Source organism: Aliiroseovarius halocynthiae, from assembly GCF_007004645.1.
GTDB lineage: Bacteria > Pseudomonadota > Alphaproteobacteria > Rhodobacterales > Rhodobacteraceae > Aliiroseovarius > Aliiroseovarius halocynthiae.
The window spans coordinates 32,475-51,602 of sequence record NZ_ML660019.1 but is presented as its reverse complement, the minus strand read 5'-3'; the positions used below and the strand labels follow the sequence as shown (position 1 = coordinate 51,602).

Below are 19,128 nucleotides of genomic sequence, written 5' to 3'. Positions count from 1 at the left end.
AAAGGCATCTAGATCACACAACGAAAAAGCCCCGGCACAAGGACCGGGGCTTTTCTAATTCTAGGTGGGCGTTTCTCAGCCTTTTTGCAGATCCGCGATCAGGCGGTTCAGGTCACCTTTGCGACGGTCCAGCATAGCGCCAATTTCCTTGCGCTCGGACTTCACGATCGAGATGCCTTCAACCTGCATATCAATGAACTTGCCGTTCTTGGACGACACGATGAACACAACATCAAACGGCGAGTGACCCTTCAGCGTCGTTTTCGTCAAAACCTCAAAGCGGCTTTTCACCTGCTTTGTGCTGACAACATCGATACGTCCACCTTGGAATTCGCGGAAGCGGCTGCCATAGCGTCGGGCGATATAGCCACGGAACGCTTTCACGAAGGCACTTTTCTGCCCCGAGCTGGCCGAGCGGCCATCCGGCCCCAAAGCCGACAGGGCGATAAAGTTTACGTCGGCGTATTTCGCGAAAACGCCTTCGAATTTCTTGATCATCGCGGATTCAGATCCGCCCGAATTGATGATCGAATTAATGTCGGCGACAACTTTGTTGATCAGGCTTTCGGCCTGCCCGGCAGAGATTGCAGCCAGCGCGCGCCCTGGCATTGCAGCCAAAACACCCAGCCCCGCCAAACCGCCCACAAAGGCACGGCGTGTCATCGAGATTTCGTTACCCATCATACGCATCATAAAGATCCTCAAGCTCATCATCTTCGACTTCAATACCCAGCTCGTAACGGCGCGAGTCCAGATAGTAGAGTTTCATCAGGTCATAGCCATCTTCGCTCTCATAGAACTCGTCAATCGTGTCGCTGAACTGATAGCGATCACCGAACTTAGACAGCACCCAAGCGGCTTTTGGAAGGTGTTTTACTTCCGTCGGCAAAGCCAAGCTTAGTGGGTTCAAAACGAAGTCCACCAAGATCCCGAACCCATCACGCTCGGTCGATGGGCCGAAGAAAGGCAGAACCACATAGTCCCCTTCCGGCGCACCCCAGACATGCAGGGTCTCGCCGAAGTCGCTGTCACGCTCTTCCAGACCAACACCCGTGGCAACGTCGAAAATGCCAAGCAAACCCAACGTAGAATTGAAGGCAAACCGGACGGTGTTATGCACCGCATCCTCGATGTTGCCCTGAAGCAGGTTGTTCGCGACAACCCCCGGCAAGGAAGCATTGTCCGAGAAAGACGACACCGAATCGCGCACCGGTTGAGGCAAAATGGTGCCATAGGTGTTCGACGCGGGCGACACCAGCGCACGATCCAGTTTAACATTCGCACGGTGTGTCCAGCGGTTCTGATCTTCGTGCGGGTCGGAATATCCTGACGGCGCAGGCGCAGATGCACAGGCGCTAAGACCCATCAGTGCCAGACCGGCCAGCACGACCGTTGCTTTGAAATTTGTTTTCGTCACGTGAACAATCGCTAATTTTGGTGTTTTTGCCTATTCAAGCCACACATAGTAGATGCAGACACGATGCACAGATGTTAAGGCTTCTGCAGCAATTGAATGTGACTATTTAGAGACAGTTGCAAGCAGAAACTTGCCCATTCCATGATCCTGTGGAGCTTAGTACACCTGCGCCCAAAGAACGAGCAGAGTTGATGAAACAAATCCAACTAATTCAGGGGCTGGAAGAGCTTCGCACACAACGCCGAAAACTGCGCAGTTTGATGTGGAGCGTCGGCCTGTTCTCAGTCTTTGTAAACCTTCTAATGCTGACCGCACCGATCTATATGCTCCAGCTCTATGACCGGGTTCTGGGTAGCCGGTCCGAAGCGACCTTGATTGCTTTAACGCTGCTGATGGCATTTCTATTTTTGATCATGGGCGTGCTTGACTATTCCCGCACGCGCATTCTCGCCCGTGCTGGGGCTCAGTTTCAGGCATCTCTTGACCAGCGGGTCTTCTCCGCCGTGATGCGCCAAGCGGATAACAGAGGCAGCACCGCTGGCCTAAAAGATCTGGAAGCCGTCCAAAAACTTCTTTCCAGCCCTGTCATCACCGCAGCGTTTGACATCCCTTGGACTCCGTTCTTTCTATTCGCAATCAGCGTTTTTCACCCATGGCTGGGTATCTTGGCAGTCTCGGGTGGCGGCTGTTTGATTGCCATCACAGTATTGAACCAAATGTTCTCCAAAGGCCCGCTGACCCAAGCCACCATTGCATCGCACCGAGCCGAGCAGATGGCAGAACAAATGCGCGTGGAATCCGAGATGGTGCGTGCACTTGGCATGTCCAGCGGCGCGTATAAACGCTGGTATCAGTCGCGTGAACAGTCATTGTTTGAAAACCTGCGCGCCTCGGACCGGTTGGGACAGTTTTCGGCGATGTCGAAGACGTTCCGGCAGTTTCTGCAATCCGCGATGCTGGGACTTGGTGCCTATCTGGCTTTGAAGGGCGAGATTTCACCAGGGGCTATGATTGCTGGTTCAATCCTTCTCGGCCGCGCATTAGCGCCCGTGGATACAGCTGTAAACCAATGGCAAGTCGTGCAGCGCGCGCGCTCTGGTTGGCAGGCTCTGGCCGAGCTTTTGGCCGATACGCCCCCAGAACAGGAACGCACCGCCCTGCCTCGTCCCGAAGCCAATCTGCGGGTCGAAAACCTGACCGTGATTCCGCGAGGCGCACATCGTGCGGTCCTGCGACAGGTGAACTTCGACATGAAACCGGGCGAGGCCTTGGGAGTGATCGGACCATCAGGTGCGGGAAAATCGACACTTGCACGGGTTCTGACTGGTGTCGTCACGCCAGATGGCGGCGTGGTTCGCCTAGGCGGCGCATCACTGGACAACTATTCACCAGAAGCATTGGGACGCTATGTCGGCTATCTACCGCAACGGGTCCAGTTATTCGAAGGCACGATAGCCGAAAACATTGCGGGTCTTGATCTGCAACCTGATTCAGAAGCCGTCGTCGCGGCCGCGCAAATGGCGGGTGCACACGAACTAATCTTATCGCTGCCGGATGGCTATGACACGCCGATCTCCCCCGGAGGCGCGACCCTTTCCGGCGGGCAGATGCAACGAGTCGGGCTGGCGCGCGCGCTCTATGGCGAACCGGTTCTACTGGTGCTGGACGAACCGAATTCGAACCTCGACAACGAGGGCACGCAAGCTTTGAACCGCGCAATCCGCGCGGTGAAAGCACGCGGTGGGGCTATCATGATCATGGCCCACCGCCCGGCAGCCATTCAAGAATGCGAGTTGTTGTTGATCATTGATGGCGGCACGGCGCGCGGCTTTGGCCCGCGTGACGATGTGCTAAAAGCGCATGTCCAGAACGCACAGCAAATTCAGTCAACGCAGACCAACGGGGGAACGCAATGATGCAGGGCACACATATGCATGAATTGCCAAGCTTCTCGGCGCGCCGCCCACTGATTTTGGGATTCGTCACACTGCTGTTCCTTGTCGGAGGTTTTGGCACATGGTCCGTCGCCAGCAAATTGTCTGGCGCCATCGTTGCAGACGGCCAAGTGCAAATCGAACAAAACCGCAAAGTGGTCCAGCATCTTGACGGCGGCATTGTTACCGAGATCCTGATTGATGAAGGCGATACGGTACAGGCTGGCGACGTGCTGATCCGCCTGGACGCGGGCCGCCTTGCCTCGCAGCTGACAATCACTGAAGGGCAGTACTTTGAACTTCTGGCACGTCAGGCGCGCTACGAGGCCGAGCGCGACGCGGAAGATGTGCTCTCCTTCGAGGAAGAACTGTTGGAAGCCGCCAAAAGAAACCCCGAGATAGACAGCCTGATGCAGGGCCAAATCCGTCTTTTCAACTCGCGGATGGATGGGCTGTCGACACAGCTGGAACAGCTCGACAAGCGCAAGACACAGATATCACGCCAATTGGACGGGCTGGATGCCCAGTCCGTTGCGCTCAGCGAACAATTGAACCTGATCCGGGAAGAGCTGGAAAACCAGCAATCCCTGCTGGATAAAGGCCTTTCGCAAGCATCACGTGTTTTGGGGTTGAAGCGGGAAGAGGCAGGTATTCTGGGTCGGCTGGGCGAGCTTTCAGCAAGCCATGCTGAGGCCGAACTGCGGATCACCGAATCCGAATTGCAAAGCATTTCCTTGAAAACCGATCTGCGCGAGACTGCGATCTCGGAGCTGCGGGATGCCCGTGCCAAGACGCGCGATCTGGCCGAACAACGGCGCAGCACGCTGGAACAGTTGGGGCGGCTAGAGATCCGGGCACCAGTGACCGGCGTCATCCATGGGCTTCAGGTTTTTTCTGAACGTGCTGTCGTTCAACCTGCCCAGCCGGTGCTGTTCGTTGTTCCTCAGGACCGCAATCTTGTGATTATGACACGGGTCGACCCGCTTAATATCGACCAGATCTTTGTTGGACAGCCCGTCTATCTGCAATTTCCGGCTTTCAACAGCCGCGAAACCCCCGATCTTCTGGGCCGCGTGACGCGTGTCTCGGCGGATTCCTTTGTCGACGACGTTACGGGCCAACCTTACTACCAAGCCGAAGTTCAACTGGATGACGGCCAGATCAAACGGCTGCCGGAAGGGGCTGTTCTGATTCCCGGCATGCCTGTTTCCGCCTTTATCCGCACCGCAGACCGCAGCCCAATGCACTATTTGCTCGAACCTCTGTGGGATTATTTCAAGAAAGCGTTCCGCGAAACGTGATCCAACACGACGGGGAAAATTACACGGGTGTCGGTTTCGCTCTTCCCCTGATCCCAGACGCGGGCTAGCGTCCGGGAAACGCCTGCGTGTCAGGCCCGTCTAACGAAAGGATCGCAAGATGAGCGCATTTGAAACCCGCCTTGCTGAATTGGGCGTCACCCTGCCCAACGCGCCTGCCCCTGCTGCAAACTATGTTCCCTATGTTCAGGTCGGCGACCTTGTACATGTTTCGGGTCAAATCTCGACACAGGATGGAGCGTTTCTGACCGGCAAGCTGGGTGACGACATGAGCGCTGATGAAGGGGCCGCCGCCGCACGCAGCTGCGCCATTGCGCTTTTGGCTCAGGTAAAAGCTGCCTGTGGTGGCGATCTGGATCGCCTTCAGCGCGTTGTGAAACTGGTTGGATTCGTGAATTCGACTGCAGATTTCGGCGAGCAGTCAATCGTGATCAACGGCGCGTCTGACTTCATGGTCGAAGCCTTGGGGGATGCCGGCCGCCACGCACGTTCAGCGGTCTCTGCTGCCAGCCTGCCCTTTGGCGTGGCGGTTGAAATCGAAGGCATCTTCCAGATCAAATGACACGGACACCTGTTTCCCTGCCGCAAAGCTTCTTTGATCGGCCCATCGCCCACCGCGCCCTGCATGATATTTCGGCCGGGCGTCCGGAAAACTCGCGCGCGGCCATGCGCGCCGCGGTCGAGGCCGGATATGGGATCGAGATCGACCTGCAAATGTCGAAAGACGGGCAGGCTATGGTTTTTCATGATTACGAGTTGTCCCGCCTGACCAGCGACACCGGTCCAGTGCGTGGACGCAACGCGGTCGAGCTGGAGGGGATCGGACTGTCCGGCGGGGAAGAAGGCATTCCAAGCTTCGCCGAGGTATTAGACATCGTCGCAGGCCGCGTGCCGCTGCTGGTCGAGCTGAAAGACCAGCACGGCGCCATGGGCCCACATGATGGGGTGATGGAGAAAGCCGCCGCGGCAGCACTTGAAGGCTATACTGGCGACATCGCCGTCATGTCCTTCAATCCCCATTCGGTCGCGGAATTTGGCAAGCACAACACGACCCTGCCCCTTGGCCTGACAACAGAGGCGTACCTGCAAGAACACAACCCGCTTTTGCCCGCCGCCACGCGCCAGTATCTGCGGGATATCCCGGATTTTGACCGTGTGGGGGCAAGCTTCATCAGCCATGACGTACGTGATCTGGGCAACCCAGCGGTGACCCGGTTGAAAGAACGCGACGTGCCGGTTCTGTGTTGGACGGTACGGTCCTCCGAGATTGAAGCCGAGGCCCGCAAGATTGCCGACAACGTGACGTTCGAAGGCTATCTGGCTTGACCCAACCGTCCCTCTGCCCCCCAATAGGACCGTGAGCGAAACTCAGGTCGACATTCGAACCCACCAAAGCCTCGACACCATCCATGCCGAGGACTGGGATCGCTGCGCGTGCCCTGAACGCGCGGATGGCGGTCGAGCAATCGATCCCTTCACGACACATGCGTTTTTGTCTGCGCTGGAAATGTCGGGATCCGTCGGTGAAGGCACGGGCTGGCACCCTCAGCACCTGACGGTCCACGCGGAGGGACAAATGATTGCCGCGATGCCACTTTACGTGAAGACCCACAGTCAGGGAGAATATGTATTCGATCACGGCTGGGCCGAGGCCTATGAACGGGCGGGGGGACGGTATTATCCGAAACTGCAATCCTCTGTGCCATTTTCGCCCGTCACCGGACGACGTTTTCTGACACGACCCGAGTATACGCAGATCGGACAGGCCGCGCTGGTGCAGGGCATGGTCCAGATCGCGGCGGACAATCAGGTCAGCTCGGCCCATGTGACCTTTTGTGCGGATGACGAGGCCGAGGCGGGAAAAGCCATGGGGCTGATGACGCGTGAAGGGCTGCAATATCATTGGCAGAACGATGGCTATGCAGATTTCGACGGTTTTCTGGGCGCGCTGAGTTCCCGCAAGCGCAAGCAAATCCGCAAGGAACGCCGCATTGCGCAAGATTTTGGCGGCGATATCCTGACCCTAACGGGCGACCAGATCCAACCTCAGCATTGGGACGCCTTCTGGCAATTCTATCAGGACACGGGCGCGCGCAAATGGGGCAGCCCCTATCTGACCCGTGCCTTCTTTGATCAGCTCCATGACACAATGGCAGACGATCTGCTTCTGGTTCTGGCGGAACGGGGCGGCCACCCCATCGCAGGCGCGCTGAACGTGATCGGGCGCGACACGCTGTTTGGCCGCTATTGGGGCTGCGTCGAAGACCACCCCTTTCTACATTTCGAGCTGTGCTATTACCAAGCCATCGACTTTGCCATTCAAAACGGAATGACGCGCGTCGAAGCGGGCGCACAGGGCGAACATAAACTGGCGCGCGGCTATCTGCCCGTCACCACTCATTCGCTGCATTGGATCAACGACCCCAGCTTTCGCGAGGCCGTTGACCAGTTTCTTCAATCAGAACGCCGGGCCGTGGCGCAGGATATCGACATCCTGACATCCTATGGCCCGTTCAAATCCGTGGACGTGTCGGAACACGACTAGGACGTTAGCCCTTGATGGCGTCCAACATGGCTTCGCCGGCCGAGGTTTCACATACACCCGGATTCTCTTCGGCGTGCAGGATCTTTACCTCGCCATCCACAACATAGGCGCTATAGCGCTGCGAACGGTCGACCAGACCGACGGGCGGCGCGGTGAAATCCATGCCCACGGCTTTGGTGAACTCGGCCTGAGAATCAGCAAGGAACAAAACCCCTGCATCGCCTGCACCAGTGCTGTCAGACCACGCCCCCATCACAAAGGGATCATTGACAGAAACGCAGATCACATCATCCACACCTGCGTCATTCAGTGCGGCTTTGGTGCGGATATAGCTGGGTACATGGGCAGTGGTGCAGGTGCCGGTATACGCCCCCGGCAATGCAAACAGCACCACGTTGCGCCCATCCAACAGCGACGCCAAACTGACAGCTTCAGGCCCATCCGCGCCCATCCGCAACAGGTTTGCATCAGGCAGTTTATCTCCGACATTCAGTGTCATTCGCGCAGTCCTTTTGTGTGATTCGTCGTGACAAGCGTCGCGCGCTTTCGTAACGATGTCATCCAACATTCTTGTGTGGTGCCGGGGCTAATCGTTGCCAAAGCAACTAATTTCAGCCTATCGTCGCCTGACAGAAACGCGGAGAACATCATGAGCCATATTGTCGTGATCGGGGCCGGTCAGGCCGGGGCATCTTTGGTCGCTAAACTACGCAACGCCGGGTTTGACGGCGACGTCACATTGATTGGGGCTGAAAGCGCACCACCCTATCAACGCCCGCCCCTGTCCAAGGCGTATCTGCTGGGCGATATGGAGCTTGAGCGTCTCTATCTGCGACCCGAAAACTTCTATGCGGATCAGAACATTACCTTGCGCCTGAATACACGTGTCGATGCGATTGATGCGCAAGCGAAAGAGGTTGTGATCGGGGACCGGCGCATTGCTTATGACCAGCTGGCAATCACCACCGGATCCGCCCCGCGTTACCTGCCCGCCGCGATCGGCGGCGATCTGGACGGGGTGCATGTGGTGCGTACTTTGGCCGATGTCGACGGCATGGCGCCTGAGTTCTCTGAAGGCCGCAGCGTCTTGATCATCGGTGGCGGCTATATCGGGCTTGAAGCAGCAGCCGTTGCCGCCAAGAAAGGCCTGAAGGTTACGCTGGTTGAAATGGCCGACCGTATCCTGCAACGGGTCGCCGCGCCCGAGACTTCGGATTATTTCCGCACTTTGCATGACGCGCACGGCGTCGATATCCGCGAGGGCGTCGGGCTGGAGCGTTTGACCGGTGCGGGTCGTGTGACGGGGGCCACCCTGTCGGATGGCACCGAACTGGATATCGATTTCGCCATCGTCGGTGTGGGCATTGCACCGGACAGCGCGCTCGCGGAAGGTGCTGGGCTGGATCTGGATAACGGCATCAAGACCGACGCGCAGGGCCGCACATCGGACCCGTCGATTTGGGCCGCAGGCGATTGCGCATCCTTCCCCTATCGCGGCACCCGCATCCGACTGGAAAGCGCGCCCAACGCCATTGATCAGGCCGAAATCGTCGCCCGCAATATACTGGGCGAAGGCGTCGATTACATCGCAAAACCGTGGTTCTGGTCAGATCAGTACGATGTGAAACTGCAAATCGCAGGCCTGAATACAGGCTATGACAACATCGTCACACGCCCCGGCGACAAAGAGGGCAGCACCAGCTTCTGGTATTATCAGGGCGACACGCTGCTGGCCGTGGACGCGATGAACGACCCGCGGGCCTATATGGTCGGAAAACGCTTGGTTGAAGGCGGGAAGTCGCCGGACAAAGCCGCCGTGGCGGACACAAGCGTCGAGTTGAAAGCTCTTCTGGCATGAGGATCATCGCAGGTCGTTTTCGCGGACTGGCGCTGGCCAGTGTCGGCAAAGGGGATGCGGGCGCACATCTGCGCCCCACCACCGACCGCGTGCGCGAAAGCCTGTTTTCCATGCTGACCGGAGGCCGGTTTGGCGACCCTATCGAAGATGCCCGCGTGCTGGACCTGTTTGCCGGTACCGGCGCACTGGGGCTTGAGGCTCTGTCGCGTGGGGCAAAGCATGTGACCTTGGTCGATGACGGGCGCAAAGCGCTGTCGCTGATCCGCGAAAACGTGCAGAAATGCCGCTGCGCGGACGAAGCCACAATCCTGAAACGCGACGCCACCCGCCTGCCTGACGGCACCCCGCATGACCTGATCTTTCTGGACCCGCCTTACGGCAAAGGACTGGGCGAGAAAGCCTTGGCCTCGGCGCTGCAATCCGGCTGGATCGCCAAGGGCGCGCTGATCGTGTGGGAAGACAACATCCCCGTGATCCCGCCCGCCGGTGTCACCCAACTGGACAGCCGCCGCTATGGCGACACGGTGATCACGATTTGTGAGTATTCAACGCATGAACGGTAAAGCTCGGTTCACATATGGTGATGTCGTAACAATTGCCGGCGATCCTCACAACAAGCCTGCACTTCTAAAACAAGAGTCTATCTGTGGTATCAGCAGTATCGCCTCAGAAGAGGGATCCCTGAAATTTTGCGCGCCACTTGGCTCCACCGTCTATCTTGTCGAGTTTTCTAACGGAAGCACAGTAGAGGTTCCAGAAAGCGCCATTAGACTTTCTCCATAAGCGCGATCAATCCACAACGAGACGATAGACATACACGTTGTTCAGATAGCGCTGATCATCAATACTAAAATATGTCTCGCCAACCTGCTTGAAACCCTGTGACAGATAGAAGGCGATTGCCGGATCATTTTCAGCGTTCGTGGCCAGCCACACCGCATCGACACCTTGTGCCCGGCACTTCTGAAACGCAGCTTCCAACAAGTGCTTCCCTATGCCTTTTCCGTGATGTCTGGGCTGGATGTACAATGTCGAAATCTCTGTGGCCGCGGACCCGCCGACAGGGTCTGCGCTGCCAAATGAAACGCGTATGAAGCCATCAATTCCATCCTCATTTTCAGAAACAAGCATGAACTGGTTGGGATCACGTATCAGTGCCTCGGTCTTCGCAACTGTGAACTCGGACAATGCGTAATCGGCAAAGAACGGGCGAACTCCGCGCTTCAGATAGGTTCCGATCCAAACTTCGATCGAAATCGCGGCGATGCTGGGCGCGTCTGAGGGGATTGCGTCGCGTAAGGTCATGCCCGTTCGTCGCCCGTTTTGGCATACAGGTCAACGCGTATTCACCAATGGAAAAGCCGCCCCGATGGGGCGGCTTTCTGTTCAGCCACAGTAAACTTACTTGGCGCGGGTCACGTCCACAGCCGCACGGGCGTCTTTCACCATTGCCTCGCCGTCCAGACCTTTGGCGGTCATATCGGCGATCCATTCGGCAATGACCTCGTCCCCCAATGCGCGGATCTTGGCGGTCTCTTCCTCGGACAGCTCAGAGATCGCGTTACCATCCGCGGCCATTTTCTCGCGCCCGGTAATGTCGCCGGTATCATGCGCGCGACCTGCCCAAGCCGAAGCATAGAAGCCCGAATTCGCGTCGATCACAGCCTTCAGGTCATCTGGCAGGCCTTCGTACACATCCTTGTTCATCGCCCAGATGAAATAGAGGTTATACAGCGATTTCTCGCCCGCAACGTCCGTGTGGCTGTCGGTCAACTCGTTCAGCTTCAGGGACGGCGACATCTCCCACGTGATGACGCCGCCATCGACAACGCCTTTCGACAGGGCCTCGGGGAAGGCCGGAACCGGCATACCCACCGGAGTCGCACCCAGTTTGTCCAGAAGACGGGTTGCAGTGCGCGAGGGTCCGCGCAGTTTCAGGCCTTGTAAATCGTCAACCAACGCAATTGGCCCACCTTTCTTATGCACGATCCCGCGACCATGCATGTGGGCGGCGATGACTTTGACATCGGCGAAATCATCCATCAGATATTTCTGCGTATAAACCCATGCGGCTTTCGACGCTTCCTCGGCCGATTTTGTCACCATGAAGGGCAGTTCCATGGCTTCGGCTTCCGGGAAGCGACCGGGTTGATAGCCCGGAATAACCCAGCCGCCGTCAATCGCGCCGTCGCGGATCAAGTCGTACTGGCTGGTTGCTTTGCCGCCCAGCTGCATGGCGGGATACAGCTCGACCTTGATACGCCCGTTCGAGTCCTTCTCGATCTTCTCGGCCCAAGGGGCCATGAAATGGGTCGGGTTCGCCGACAGGGGCGACACGAAATGCTGGAAGCGCAGCGTGACTTCTTGCGCGGCGGCGGTGCTGGCCGAGATCGCTAAAACCGCAGCGGCGGTCAGCGATGTGATGATGGATTTCGGGGTGAAAGTGCGGAAGTGTTTCATAAGACACCCTCCGTTATTTCTTGCAGTCAGCCGCGCATGTATGTCGCGGTAGTCGAACCACCTCTTGCGGCCCGACAAGGCATATCTAGGTGGCACATCGGCCCTGCGCAACGAGAAAACGGCAACAATATTGACCTATGGAACACCCTCCCTCACGCCATGTTGATTTCACGGAATATTTTCCTGAGAATGGGGAAGAATCGCAAAAACTTCCCCTAGGTAATCTTGCGCCACAGGGTGGTTTTCTGTTGCAGCGGATCAACCTTCGGCCCCCCAATTTTAGACGGGCAACCTTCTAAATTGACTATCGTAATCCACGTATACTAGATGCCAGCAACCGAACACAATGATGGTCTGAAATCATGTTGAAAGCTCTTCACACGCGTTTGACGGCAAATGCGCCTGCGCCCATTCGGATCTTGGTTAACATTCTGTTCCTTCCGTACTTCATTTTTCGATTTTTCAAGATCGTTAACTCGTTCATCGAAGAGGAAAGTGGCGTCCATCTTTTGGACGAAGACACATTGTGCGCGCAGCTGCGTATAGATTTCGTAGAAGACGATCCGATCTCAGTAAAATTGGAAAAGCTGTCCGCCAACGCCATAGCCCTTGTCGATGCGAAAGACTGGGATGGGCTGGAAGCATTCCTTGCGCAGCCAGAGCTGCAACAACCGCACACGATCGGCGTGACATATATGAACAACATCGCCAGCGATGTGTGGGAACATGTGTCAGAGCCCTATCTGATCCTGAGCCGCGAACATCCAGCGGCAGAACATGCCGTCCCGGATAATATCCTCGCCCCGCTCATCGCCGCGACCAACGACGGGCAGAACCCGCAGATTTGCTTTCTTGTGGTGGATCTTCTGGTCTTTCTGGGGTGGGGGAAGTGGGGCGGTGCGTTCGCGAAAAGCACCGATTATGATCCCGAGATTGCACAGGGTGACATCTGCAAGCTTGCCCAGAGCCTGTTGCTGGAACTGCCTGAAAGCACACACGATACCGCTCAGTTCCGTCGTGCCGAATTCCTGACACGCGCGGGCGTGGCATCAACGGCGGAAACGATGACAGCCTATGCCAAATGGCAAAGCGTCGCGCCGGAAAGCCTTGAAGCCTATCGCATGCTGGCCTTGGCGCTGCTGCCGCAAACCACTGGGGACGCGGAATTGTACGTCGATATGTCCGAGGATGTATTCGAGCGGTCGAAGGCGAAAACAAAGGCCGCCGGTTATGCCGTCTATGCACTGACCGCAGCCATGTCAGATGAAGACGACAGATATCGCGGCTTCGATATCGCACGCTTGGTTGACGGGATCGGCGACCTGATCGACATGAGCCAAGACCGCGACGTGGCCGTCAATCTGCTTTGCGGCATGCTGTATTTCCTGTCGATGGAGGAAGGCGATATCTGGGGCGACGAGCCAGACCATCAGCGCCATGTCCACCACGAGCTGCGCGAACTGTTTGAAAAGCTAGTGCGGACCGAGCTTCGCGTGGCCTATCCCACATGGTGGGACAACGACGCCCGGACATTGATTTACGCACTGGCCGAGGTTTACGAGGCCGAGATCACGGCCGGAGAAACCATTCAGTTCGGGCACTAAAGCATTTCGGCCTGCCCCGAAATCAGGTCAGGCCGAAACGCATAGGTTCAACCAGTTCCCGTTAGCCCCAGGTCGGGTGGTACTTCCCAGCAGGCGATAGGGTGAAAATCTCGCACCCATCCGCTGTCACACCGACTGAGTGTTCGAACTGCGCCGACAGCGACTTATCGCGGGTGATCGCGGTCCAATCATCGGACAGGATCTTGGTTTCCGGGCGGCCCAGATTGATCATCGGTTCGATGGTGAAAAACATACCTTCTTCCAGCACAGCACCGGTTCCGGGGCGGCCATAGTGCAGCACATTAGGCGGTGAGTGAAAGACACGGCCCAGACCGTGGCCGCAGAAATCGCGGACAACAGACATGCGCTGCGCCTCGGCATATTTCTGGATCGCGTGGCCGATGTCGCCGAACGTGTTGCCCGGCTTGACGGCGGCGATGCCCTCCATCAGCGCGTCATGCGTGACTTGGATCAGACGCTCGGCAAATGTCTTGATTTTTCCGACCTTAAACATGCGGCTGGTGTCGCCATACCAACCATCAACAATCACAGTGACGTCGATGTTCAGGATATCACCCTCGACCAGTTCGTCATGTTTGCGGCCGGTCTTGTCATTCTTCATCTTCGGCGTTTTCGAGCCGGGGATGCCGTGGCAAACCACGTGGTTCAGCGAAATACAGGATGCGTGTTTATAGCCTTTGTAACCAATCGTGGCCGACACGGCGCCCGCCTCGTCCACCATCGCTTCGATCGCGGCGTCGAGTTCGGCGGTGGTCACACCGGGGGCGATCATCGGGGCCACCCGGTCCAAAATTTCAGCCGCCAGCTTGCCTGCTGCATGCATTCCGGCGAAATCCGCCGGGTCGTACAGGCGAATGCCTTCCTTGGTTACGCGCATCTTGTCGTCCATGCTGGTTTCCTTCCGTTCGCCCTTAGATAGGGTGTTCAAGCCAAAGACACCAGAGGGCCGGCGACATCAACACCCGATGGGGTGATATGGGTGCCCAGAACGATCACCTCGACCCCGGCGGCGCGGGCGACATCAAAGGCCTGCCCATACGCGGGATCAATGTCCCGCGCCAGATCGAACCGGTCGCAATCGGTGCGCTGCACCAGATACAGCATCACGGCACGATGGCCTTCGCCCACCATCTTCGCCAACTCGCCCAGATGCTTGGTGCCGCGGGTGGTCACGCTGTCAGGAAACTCGGCCAGTCCGGGTTGGCGCGACAGGGTGACGGACTTCACCTCGACATAGGTCAGGCCATCACCTTCCAACAGGAAATCAATGCGGCTTTTCTCGCCGTATTTCACCTCGGCGCGGACGGTGTGATAGTCGCCCAGACCGGGCACTGCACGTGCTTCAAGCGCGGCCTTCAGCGCCCGGTTCGGAACCGAAGTGTCCACGCCCGTAAAGTTTCCATCCGCATGCTCGACCAACCGCCAGCCGAATTTCAGCTTCTTCTTGGGATCATCATTGGGTTCCAGCCAGATTTTCGACCCCGGTTCTGCCAGCCCCATCATGGATCCGGGGTTGGCACAATGCGCGGTGATTTCGCGACCATCTGTCAGCAGGCAATCGGCAAGAAAGCGTTTATAACGACGCACAAGCGTGGCGGGTACAAGAGGGCTGGGAAATTCCATATCTCAGGCCTATACCGGAAACAGGAAAGGAACAAGCGATGCCCAACCCCTCTGCCGCAATGCTGGTGATCGGAGACGAGATTCTATCGGGTCGGACGCGGGATGCGAATATGCATCACCTTGCAGGCCGCCTGACCGAACACGGGATTGATTTGAAAGAGGTGCGTGTGGTGTCGGATGACGCCGACGCCATCGTGGCTGCCGTGAAGGCCCTTTCTGCTGGATATGACCACGTCTTTACCTCGGGCGGGATCGGTCCGACCCATGATGACATCACCGCCGATTGCATCGCGCGGGCCTTTGATGATCACATCGACATTCGGAAAGACGCCGCTGATCTGCTGGCTGCGCATTATGCGGCCTCGGGGCGTGAATTCAACGCAGCCCGCCAACGCATGGCGCGCATCCCGGATCGCGCGACGCTGATCGACAATCCTGTCTCAGTCGCGCCCGGTTTCACGCTGGAAAATGTACATGTGATGGCCGGGGTTCCGTCCGTCTTCACCGCCATGGTCGAAAGCGTCCTGCCCAGCCTGATCGGAGGTGCACCCTTGGTGTCGCGCACGGTGCGGATCAATCGCGGAGAAGGCGACATTGCCGGTCCATTGGGACAGCTGGCCCAACGTTATGCTACACTCAGCTTTGGGTCCTATCCGTTTGTCGAAAACGGTGCATACGGCGCCAACATCGTTATTCGCGGCACGGATGTGACCCAACTGGACAACGCCACCCGTGCGCTTCAAGACCTGTTCAAGGAGGCCTCATGACAACGCCCCATCTTCCCACCGCCGAGCAATTGATCGAGGTCTGCGAAGCCACCTGGCCACCGGCCGAAACCAATCACGTGGGCGCATGGGTCGTACGCAACGGCGCAGGCGGCGGCAAACGCGTGTCGGCTGCCACGGAAAACTGGCCGACGACCGAAGCTGACCTGCCCACCGCCGAGAAAGCGATGCGCGATATTGGGATGGATCCGTTATTCCAGATCCGTGCAGGCGACGAGCATCTGGACGATATGTTGGAACAACATGGTTATGACATCATCGACCCGGTGAATATCTGGGTCATTCCGGTTTCAGAACTAACCGACGAACCACTTCCACCCGTTTCGGCCTTCGCAATTTGGCCAATGCTTTCAATCATGACCGAGCTTTGGGACGAAGGTGGCATCAGCGAACACCGCCGCGCGGTGATGGAGCGTGCGGACTGCCCCAAAACCGCCCTTCTGGCACGCACCGATGATACGCCTGCTGGCGTGGGCTTTGTCGGCATACATAACGGCATCGCCATGGCGCATGCCCTGCATGTGGATCCCAAGCTGCGCCGCATGGGCACCGGACAAAACCTGCTGAAGCAAGCCGCCAAATGGGCAGAAGAACAGGGCGCCGAGTATTTGTCTTTGATCGTCACCCAAGGCAACCACGCCGCCAACCCGCTTTACGCCAATCTTGGCATGCATCTGGTCGGACACTACCATTACCGCGTGAAACGCTAAGAAGGACACAGCATGGTGCGTAAAACGAACGAGGTCACCGAACTTGACCTGCCGATGGTCGAACCGCTTCCCGAAGACATTCAGAAATATTTCGACATCTGTGACGAGAAGTTGGGCTTGGTCCCGAATGTGCTGAAGGCCTATGCCTTTGATATGGCCAAACTGCGCCCCTTCATGGACATGTATAACGAGATCATGCTGGACGACAGTGGCCTGTCCAAGCTGGAACGCGAAATGATCGCGGTCGTCGTCAGCTCGATCAATCGGTGTTGGTATTGCCAAGTCGCCCATGGCGCGGCTGTGCGTCAGTTGTCGGGCAATCCATTGCTGGGCGAGGCGATGGTGATGAACTGGCGTATGGCCGATCTGGACGCGCGTCAGACGGCGATGCTGACATTCTCTGAGAAGATCACCAAAGCGTCCTCGGAAACCTCGGAAGCTGACCGCCAAGCGCTGCGCGACGTCGGGTTCTCGGATCGGGATATCTGGGATATTGCGGCAACTGTTGGCTTTTTCTCGATGTCCAACCGCATGGCATCTGCCGTTGGCATGAAGCCGAACGACGAATACCACGCTCAAAGCCGATGATTCTGTCCCGACACTTTCTGGCCCTTGCTTCACTGATCGCCTTGCTGCCTGTTGGGGCACAGGCGCTGAGCCTGCCTGCCGGATCTGAACTTCAGTCCGAAACTTCCGAGAATGAGCAAGTTGAAATCGCCACCAGTCGTTTTGACGGCGGCACTGTGCCCGCGATCATGGCTGTTGGGCATGTGAACCGGCAGGCTTGGCGCGTACCTGGGCAATCCGATCACAGCTATCAGATCCTGACCTCGCTGCGCGAACAATTGGTGCAGGACGGCTACCAGATCCTCTATCAATGTCAGGCCGTGTCCTGTGGCGGTTTCGATTTCCGTTTTCAGATTGGGCACTTCCAAGCGCCCGACATGTACATCGATCTGGGCGACTACCACTTTCTTAGCATTCGAAAAGGCAGTAGTTTCGCTCAGATTCTGATCAGCCAAAGCACCCATGACACATTCTTCGAACTGACTTTTGTCACGCCATTGCAAGACGACGCGCCAGTTCTGTCGGTCACGCAAACCACTCCAGTTTCGGCGGGGCACCCCACTGACCCTATGGGTGTTCAGCTGACATCCGTAGGGCGCGCGGTTCTGTCTGGCCTGACCTTCGCCACTGGATCATCAGACCTTGCTGACGGCGAAGTCCCTGCTCTGGCCGAGCTTGCCGCATTCCTGGCCAATGCCCCAGATCAGAGGATCGTTTTGGTTGGACATACCGACGCCGAAGGCAGTCTCGAGGGGAACGCAACCCTGTCTCGCCAGCGCGCCACATCTGTCATGAACCGACTAATCAATCGCTATGGCGTAGATGCCAACCAACTGACCGCGAATGGAGTTGGGTATCTGGCACCGCTGGCGGGCAATGCCACCCCTGAAGGTCGCAACCTGAACCGGCGTGTCGAAGCAGTATTACTTAACACCGAATAGACACTGCGAGCTACAGATACAGCAAAAGCGGCGGGACCAGCCCGCCGCGAAACTCGTCACGCTCACAACTTTGTTCCTACCAGGTGTCGGGACCTTTATGCGCAAAGGCCTGTACCAGAAAATCAATAAATGCCCGCACTTTGGGCTGCGTGAATCGACCCGGTGGATAGACCGCATAGATCCCCTGCACATCGGCGGGCAGGTCTGGAATGGCGTCCTCGACCAATCCCTTCTCCATCGCGTCGGCGTAGAGGAAGCTTGGCAAATATGCGATACCTAAGCCAGAGATCGCGGCATTCAGCAGCGACTGACCGTCATTTACGCTAAGCCACCCTGCCGAACGCACCTGCCGCATCTCGCCAGACGGGGCGGGAATCTTCCAGACGTTGCCAGAACTCTGGCTGGAATAATGCAACAGCTTGTGATTGTTCAGATCGTCAATTCGCGTCGGGCGCCCGTAACGCTGAAAATACGCGGGGCTACCCACCATGCGGCGCGTGGTTTCTGCAATCTTGCGCGCCCGCAGCGAACTGTCTTCCAGCTCGCCCACGCGGATCGCCATATCAAAACCTTCCGAGATCAACTCGACATAGCGGTTGGCCAATTCCATGGTCACATTGACGTCAGGAAAATCCCTTAGGAACTCACCCAGAACCGGGCTTAAGTGGTTCACGCCAAAGTCTGTCGCCACCGAGATCCTGAGCATCCCCGCTGGCGCCGATTGCATCGACGTCACCAACGCATCCGCTTCGCCCGCATCATTCAATACCCGTCGGGCGCGGTCGTAATAGGCCAGACCAATTTCGGTCGGGCTGACACGCCGTGTTGTTCTGTTTAATAGGCGCGCACCCAACCGCGCCTCGAGACTTGAAACATGCTTTGACACCGCAGATTTCGAAATCCCCATTTTCTTGGCCGCATCGGTGAACCCCCCTTGGTCCACCACAGTCGCGAAAGCCTCCATTTCGGTCAATCGATCCATAAGTTACTCTCTGTGAATTTCCCCAGCAACTTTTGTATCGCGGCCAATTAGGGCAAGACTGTGAAGCCCAGCCGACATTAACTGGGTAAATCAATTTATGTCCTCAAATTGGAAACAAGAGGTTGTATTGACACCTCAAACGCTAACAATTCCTGCGAGAGCGCTAACACTTGCAGACGATGCACGCGGGCTAAGCCAAGAAAAACACGGCCGTCTGGAAGGCTTGTCTACCTTACGTTAGGGAAGCACAACCCTTGCGTTATTTATTGAAAAACAACGCTCTTTCCAGAAAGGATTAACGTTTGTGCCAATTATGTGGCGACGATCAGGCCATCGCGAGTATGCGCAGGCGAATTCGAAAA

20 protein-coding genes are annotated in these 19,128 nt (G+C 57.2%); 12 read left to right on the top strand and 8 right to left on the bottom strand.

Annotated elements, in window-relative coordinates:
• Positions 1 to 75: 75 nt before the first annotated feature.
• Together FIL88_RS00290 and FIL88_RS00285 are read right to left on the bottom strand one after the other, a co-directional pair.
• Entirely contained in the window at positions 76 to 693 is a 618-nt protein-coding gene (locus FIL88_RS00290; RefSeq protein ID WP_246066572.1) for an MlaC/ttg2D family ABC transporter substrate-binding protein, read from the bottom strand.
• Entirely contained in the window at positions 674 to 1,417 is a 744-nt protein-coding gene (locus FIL88_RS00285; protein ID WP_142851827.1) for an MlaA family lipoprotein, read from the bottom strand. The genes FIL88_RS00290 and FIL88_RS00285 overlap by 20 nt, the downstream gene beginning before the upstream one ends.
• A gap of 191 nt (positions 1,418 to 1,608) precedes the next feature.
• Here FIL88_RS00285 and FIL88_RS00280 point away from each other — a divergent pair, with 191 nt between their 5' ends.
• The 5 genes from FIL88_RS00280 (at position 1,609) to FIL88_RS00260 (ending at position 7,215) form a co-directional block, all read left to right on the top strand.
• Positions 1,609 to 3,333: a type I secretion system permease/ATPase gene (locus FIL88_RS00280; RefSeq protein WP_142851826.1), complete on the top strand. Its 1,725-nt coding sequence runs from the start codon at positions 1,609 to 1,611 to the stop codon at positions 3,331 to 3,333.
• Positions 3,330 to 4,652: an HlyD family type I secretion periplasmic adaptor subunit gene (locus FIL88_RS00275; RefSeq protein ID WP_246066571.1), complete on the top strand. Its 1,323-nt coding sequence runs from the start codon at positions 3,330 to 3,332 to the stop codon at positions 4,650 to 4,652. The genes FIL88_RS00280 and FIL88_RS00275 overlap by 4 nt, the downstream gene beginning before the upstream one ends.
• A 118-nt stretch (positions 4,653 to 4,770) precedes the next feature.
• Positions 4,771 to 5,232 carry a RidA family protein gene (locus FIL88_RS00270; protein WP_142851825.1) on the top strand — a complete coding sequence of 154 codons (462 nt, stop codon included), beginning with the start codon at positions 4,771 to 4,773 and terminating at the stop codon, positions 5,230 to 5,232.
• The gene (locus FIL88_RS00265; protein ID WP_142851824.1) at positions 5,229 to 5,996 is read left to right on the top strand and encodes a glycerophosphodiester phosphodiesterase family protein; all 768 of its coding nucleotides are present in this window, start codon (positions 5,229 to 5,231) and stop codon (positions 5,994 to 5,996) included. The genes FIL88_RS00270 and FIL88_RS00265 overlap by 4 nt, the downstream gene beginning before the upstream one ends.
• A 31-nt stretch (positions 5,997 to 6,027) precedes the next feature.
• The gene (locus FIL88_RS00260) at positions 6,028 to 7,215 is read left to right on the top strand and encodes a GNAT family N-acetyltransferase (RefSeq protein WP_142851823.1); all 1,188 of its coding nucleotides are present in this window, start codon (positions 6,028 to 6,030) and stop codon (positions 7,213 to 7,215) included.
• 4 nt (positions 7,216 to 7,219) lie between these two features.
• On the opposite strand, the gene FIL88_RS00255 is transcribed toward FIL88_RS00260, so the two are convergent.
• Positions 7,220 to 7,714 (bottom strand): peroxiredoxin, encoded by a 495-nt coding sequence (locus FIL88_RS00255; RefSeq protein WP_142851822.1) that lies wholly within the window; start codon positions 7,712 to 7,714, stop codon positions 7,220 to 7,222.
• A 150-nt stretch (positions 7,715 to 7,864) separates the two neighbouring features.
• Between FIL88_RS00255 and FIL88_RS00250 the strand changes: the two genes are divergently transcribed.
• Positions 7,865 to 9,073 (top strand): NAD(P)/FAD-dependent oxidoreductase, encoded by a 1,209-nt coding sequence (locus FIL88_RS00250; RefSeq protein WP_142851821.1) that lies wholly within the window; start codon positions 7,865 to 7,867, stop codon positions 9,071 to 9,073.
• On the top strand, positions 9,070 to 9,636 hold the full coding sequence (rsmD, locus tag FIL88_RS00245) for a 16S rRNA (guanine(966)-N(2))-methyltransferase RsmD (protein WP_142851820.1): 567 nt from the start codon (positions 9,070 to 9,072) through the stop codon (positions 9,634 to 9,636). The genes FIL88_RS00250 and rsmD overlap by 4 nt, the downstream gene beginning before the upstream one ends.
• A gap of 226 nt (positions 9,637 to 9,862) precedes the next feature.
• Here rsmD and FIL88_RS00240 read toward each other — a convergent pair whose 3' ends face one another.
• On the bottom strand, positions 9,863 to 10,378 hold the full coding sequence (locus FIL88_RS00240; RefSeq protein ID WP_142851819.1) for a GNAT family N-acetyltransferase: 516 nt from the start codon (positions 10,376 to 10,378) through the stop codon (positions 9,863 to 9,865).
• A gap of 96 nt (positions 10,379 to 10,474) precedes the next feature.
• Positions 10,475 to 11,533 carry a TRAP transporter substrate-binding protein gene (locus FIL88_RS00235; RefSeq protein WP_142851818.1) on the bottom strand — a complete coding sequence of 353 codons (1,059 nt, stop codon included), beginning with the start codon at positions 11,531 to 11,533 and terminating at the stop codon, positions 10,475 to 10,477.
• A 362-nt stretch (positions 11,534 to 11,895) separates the two neighbouring features.
• Between FIL88_RS00235 and FIL88_RS00230 the strand changes: the two genes are divergently transcribed.
• Complete coding sequence (locus tag FIL88_RS00230; RefSeq protein ID WP_142851817.1) at positions 11,896 to 13,137, top strand: hypothetical protein; 1,242 nt, start codon at positions 11,896 to 11,898, stop codon at positions 13,135 to 13,137.
• A gap of 61 nt (positions 13,138 to 13,198) precedes the next feature.
• Here FIL88_RS00230 and map read toward each other — a convergent pair whose 3' ends face one another.
• Positions 13,199 to 14,047 (bottom strand): type I methionyl aminopeptidase, encoded by an 849-nt coding sequence (map, locus tag FIL88_RS00225; RefSeq protein WP_142851816.1) that lies wholly within the window; start codon positions 14,045 to 14,047, stop codon positions 13,199 to 13,201.
• A 35-nt stretch (positions 14,048 to 14,082) separates the two neighbouring features.
• A complete protein-coding gene (gene sfsA / locus FIL88_RS00220; RefSeq protein ID WP_142851815.1) occupies positions 14,083 to 14,781 on the bottom strand; it encodes a DNA/RNA nuclease SfsA in 699 nt (232 codons plus the stop codon).
• A gap of 38 nt (positions 14,782 to 14,819) precedes the next feature.
• Between sfsA and FIL88_RS00215 the strand changes: the two genes are divergently transcribed.
• Genes FIL88_RS00215 through FIL88_RS00200 form a run of 4 tightly spaced genes read left to right on the top strand, consistent with a single transcriptional unit; the run spans position 14,820 to position 17,784 of the window.
• Positions 14,820 to 15,548, top strand: a complete 729-nt coding sequence (locus FIL88_RS00215) for a competence/damage-inducible protein A (protein ID WP_142851814.1) — start codon at positions 14,820 to 14,822, stop codon at positions 15,546 to 15,548.
• A complete protein-coding gene (locus FIL88_RS00210) occupies positions 15,545 to 16,276 on the top strand; it encodes a GNAT family N-acetyltransferase (RefSeq protein ID WP_142851813.1) in 732 nt (243 codons plus the stop codon). Before FIL88_RS00215 ends, FIL88_RS00210 begins: the two co-directional genes overlap by 4 nt.
• Before the next feature lie 12 nt (positions 16,277 to 16,288).
• Positions 16,289 to 16,864 carry a peroxidase-related enzyme gene (locus FIL88_RS00205; RefSeq protein ID WP_185960793.1) on the top strand — a complete coding sequence of 192 codons (576 nt, stop codon included), beginning with the start codon at positions 16,289 to 16,291 and terminating at the stop codon, positions 16,862 to 16,864.
• A complete protein-coding gene (locus FIL88_RS00200) occupies positions 16,861 to 17,784 on the top strand; it encodes an OmpA family protein (protein WP_142851812.1) in 924 nt (307 codons plus the stop codon). Before FIL88_RS00205 ends, FIL88_RS00200 begins: the two co-directional genes overlap by 4 nt.
• Before the next feature lie 76 nt (positions 17,785 to 17,860).
• Here FIL88_RS00200 and FIL88_RS00195 read toward each other — a convergent pair whose 3' ends face one another.
• Entirely contained in the window at positions 17,861 to 18,766 is a 906-nt protein-coding gene (locus FIL88_RS00195; RefSeq protein WP_142851811.1) for a LysR family transcriptional regulator, read from the bottom strand.
• Positions 18,767 to 19,128: the final 362 nt, after the last annotated feature.

Bases quoted from the DNA above. Each gene is read 5' to 3' on its own strand.
- FIL88_RS00290 (WP_246066572.1), bottom strand. From the start codon at position 693: ATGATGCGTATGATGGGTAACGAAATCTCGATGACACGCCGTGCCTTT.
- FIL88_RS00280 (WP_142851826.1), top strand. From the start codon at position 1,609: ATGAAACAAATCCAACTAATTCAGGGGCTGGAAGAGCTTCGCACACAA.
- FIL88_RS00275 (WP_246066571.1), top strand. From the start codon at position 3,330: ATGATGCAGGGCACACATATGCATGAATTGCCAAGCTTCTCGGCGCGC.
- FIL88_RS00270 (WP_142851825.1), top strand. From the start codon at position 4,771: ATGAGCGCATTTGAAACCCGCCTTGCTGAATTGGGCGTCACCCTGCCC.
- FIL88_RS00265 (WP_142851824.1), top strand. From the start codon at position 5,229: ATGACACGGACACCTGTTTCCCTGCCGCAAAGCTTCTTTGATCGGCCC.
- FIL88_RS00255 (WP_142851822.1), bottom strand. From the start codon at position 7,714: ATGACACTGAATGTCGGAGATAAACTGCCTGATGCAAACCTGTTGCGG.
- FIL88_RS00250 (WP_142851821.1), top strand. From the start codon at position 7,865: ATGAGCCATATTGTCGTGATCGGGGCCGGTCAGGCCGGGGCATCTTTG.
- rsmD (WP_142851820.1), top strand. From the start codon at position 9,070: ATGAGGATCATCGCAGGTCGTTTTCGCGGACTGGCGCTGGCCAGTGTC.
- FIL88_RS00240 (WP_142851819.1), bottom strand. From the start codon at position 10,378: ATGACCTTACGCGACGCAATCCCCTCAGACGCGCCCAGCATCGCCGCG.
- FIL88_RS00235 (WP_142851818.1), bottom strand. From the start codon at position 11,533: ATGAAACACTTCCGCACTTTCACCCCGAAATCCATCATCACATCGCTG.
- FIL88_RS00230 (WP_142851817.1), top strand. From the start codon at position 11,896: ATGTTGAAAGCTCTTCACACGCGTTTGACGGCAAATGCGCCTGCGCCC.
- map (WP_142851816.1), bottom strand. From the start codon at position 14,047: ATGGACGACAAGATGCGCGTAACCAAGGAAGGCATTCGCCTGTACGAC.
- sfsA (WP_142851815.1), bottom strand. From the start codon at position 14,781: ATGGAATTTCCCAGCCCTCTTGTACCCGCCACGCTTGTGCGTCGTTAT.
- FIL88_RS00215 (WP_142851814.1), top strand. From the start codon at position 14,820: ATGCCCAACCCCTCTGCCGCAATGCTGGTGATCGGAGACGAGATTCTA.
- FIL88_RS00210 (WP_142851813.1), top strand. From the start codon at position 15,545: ATGACAACGCCCCATCTTCCCACCGCCGAGCAATTGATCGAGGTCTGC.
- FIL88_RS00205 (WP_185960793.1), top strand. From the start codon at position 16,289: ATGGTGCGTAAAACGAACGAGGTCACCGAACTTGACCTGCCGATGGTC.
- FIL88_RS00200 (WP_142851812.1), top strand. From the start codon at position 16,861: ATGATTCTGTCCCGACACTTTCTGGCCCTTGCTTCACTGATCGCCTTG.
- FIL88_RS00195 (WP_142851811.1), bottom strand. From the start codon at position 18,766: ATGGATCGATTGACCGAAATGGAGGCTTTCGCGACTGTGGTGGACCAA.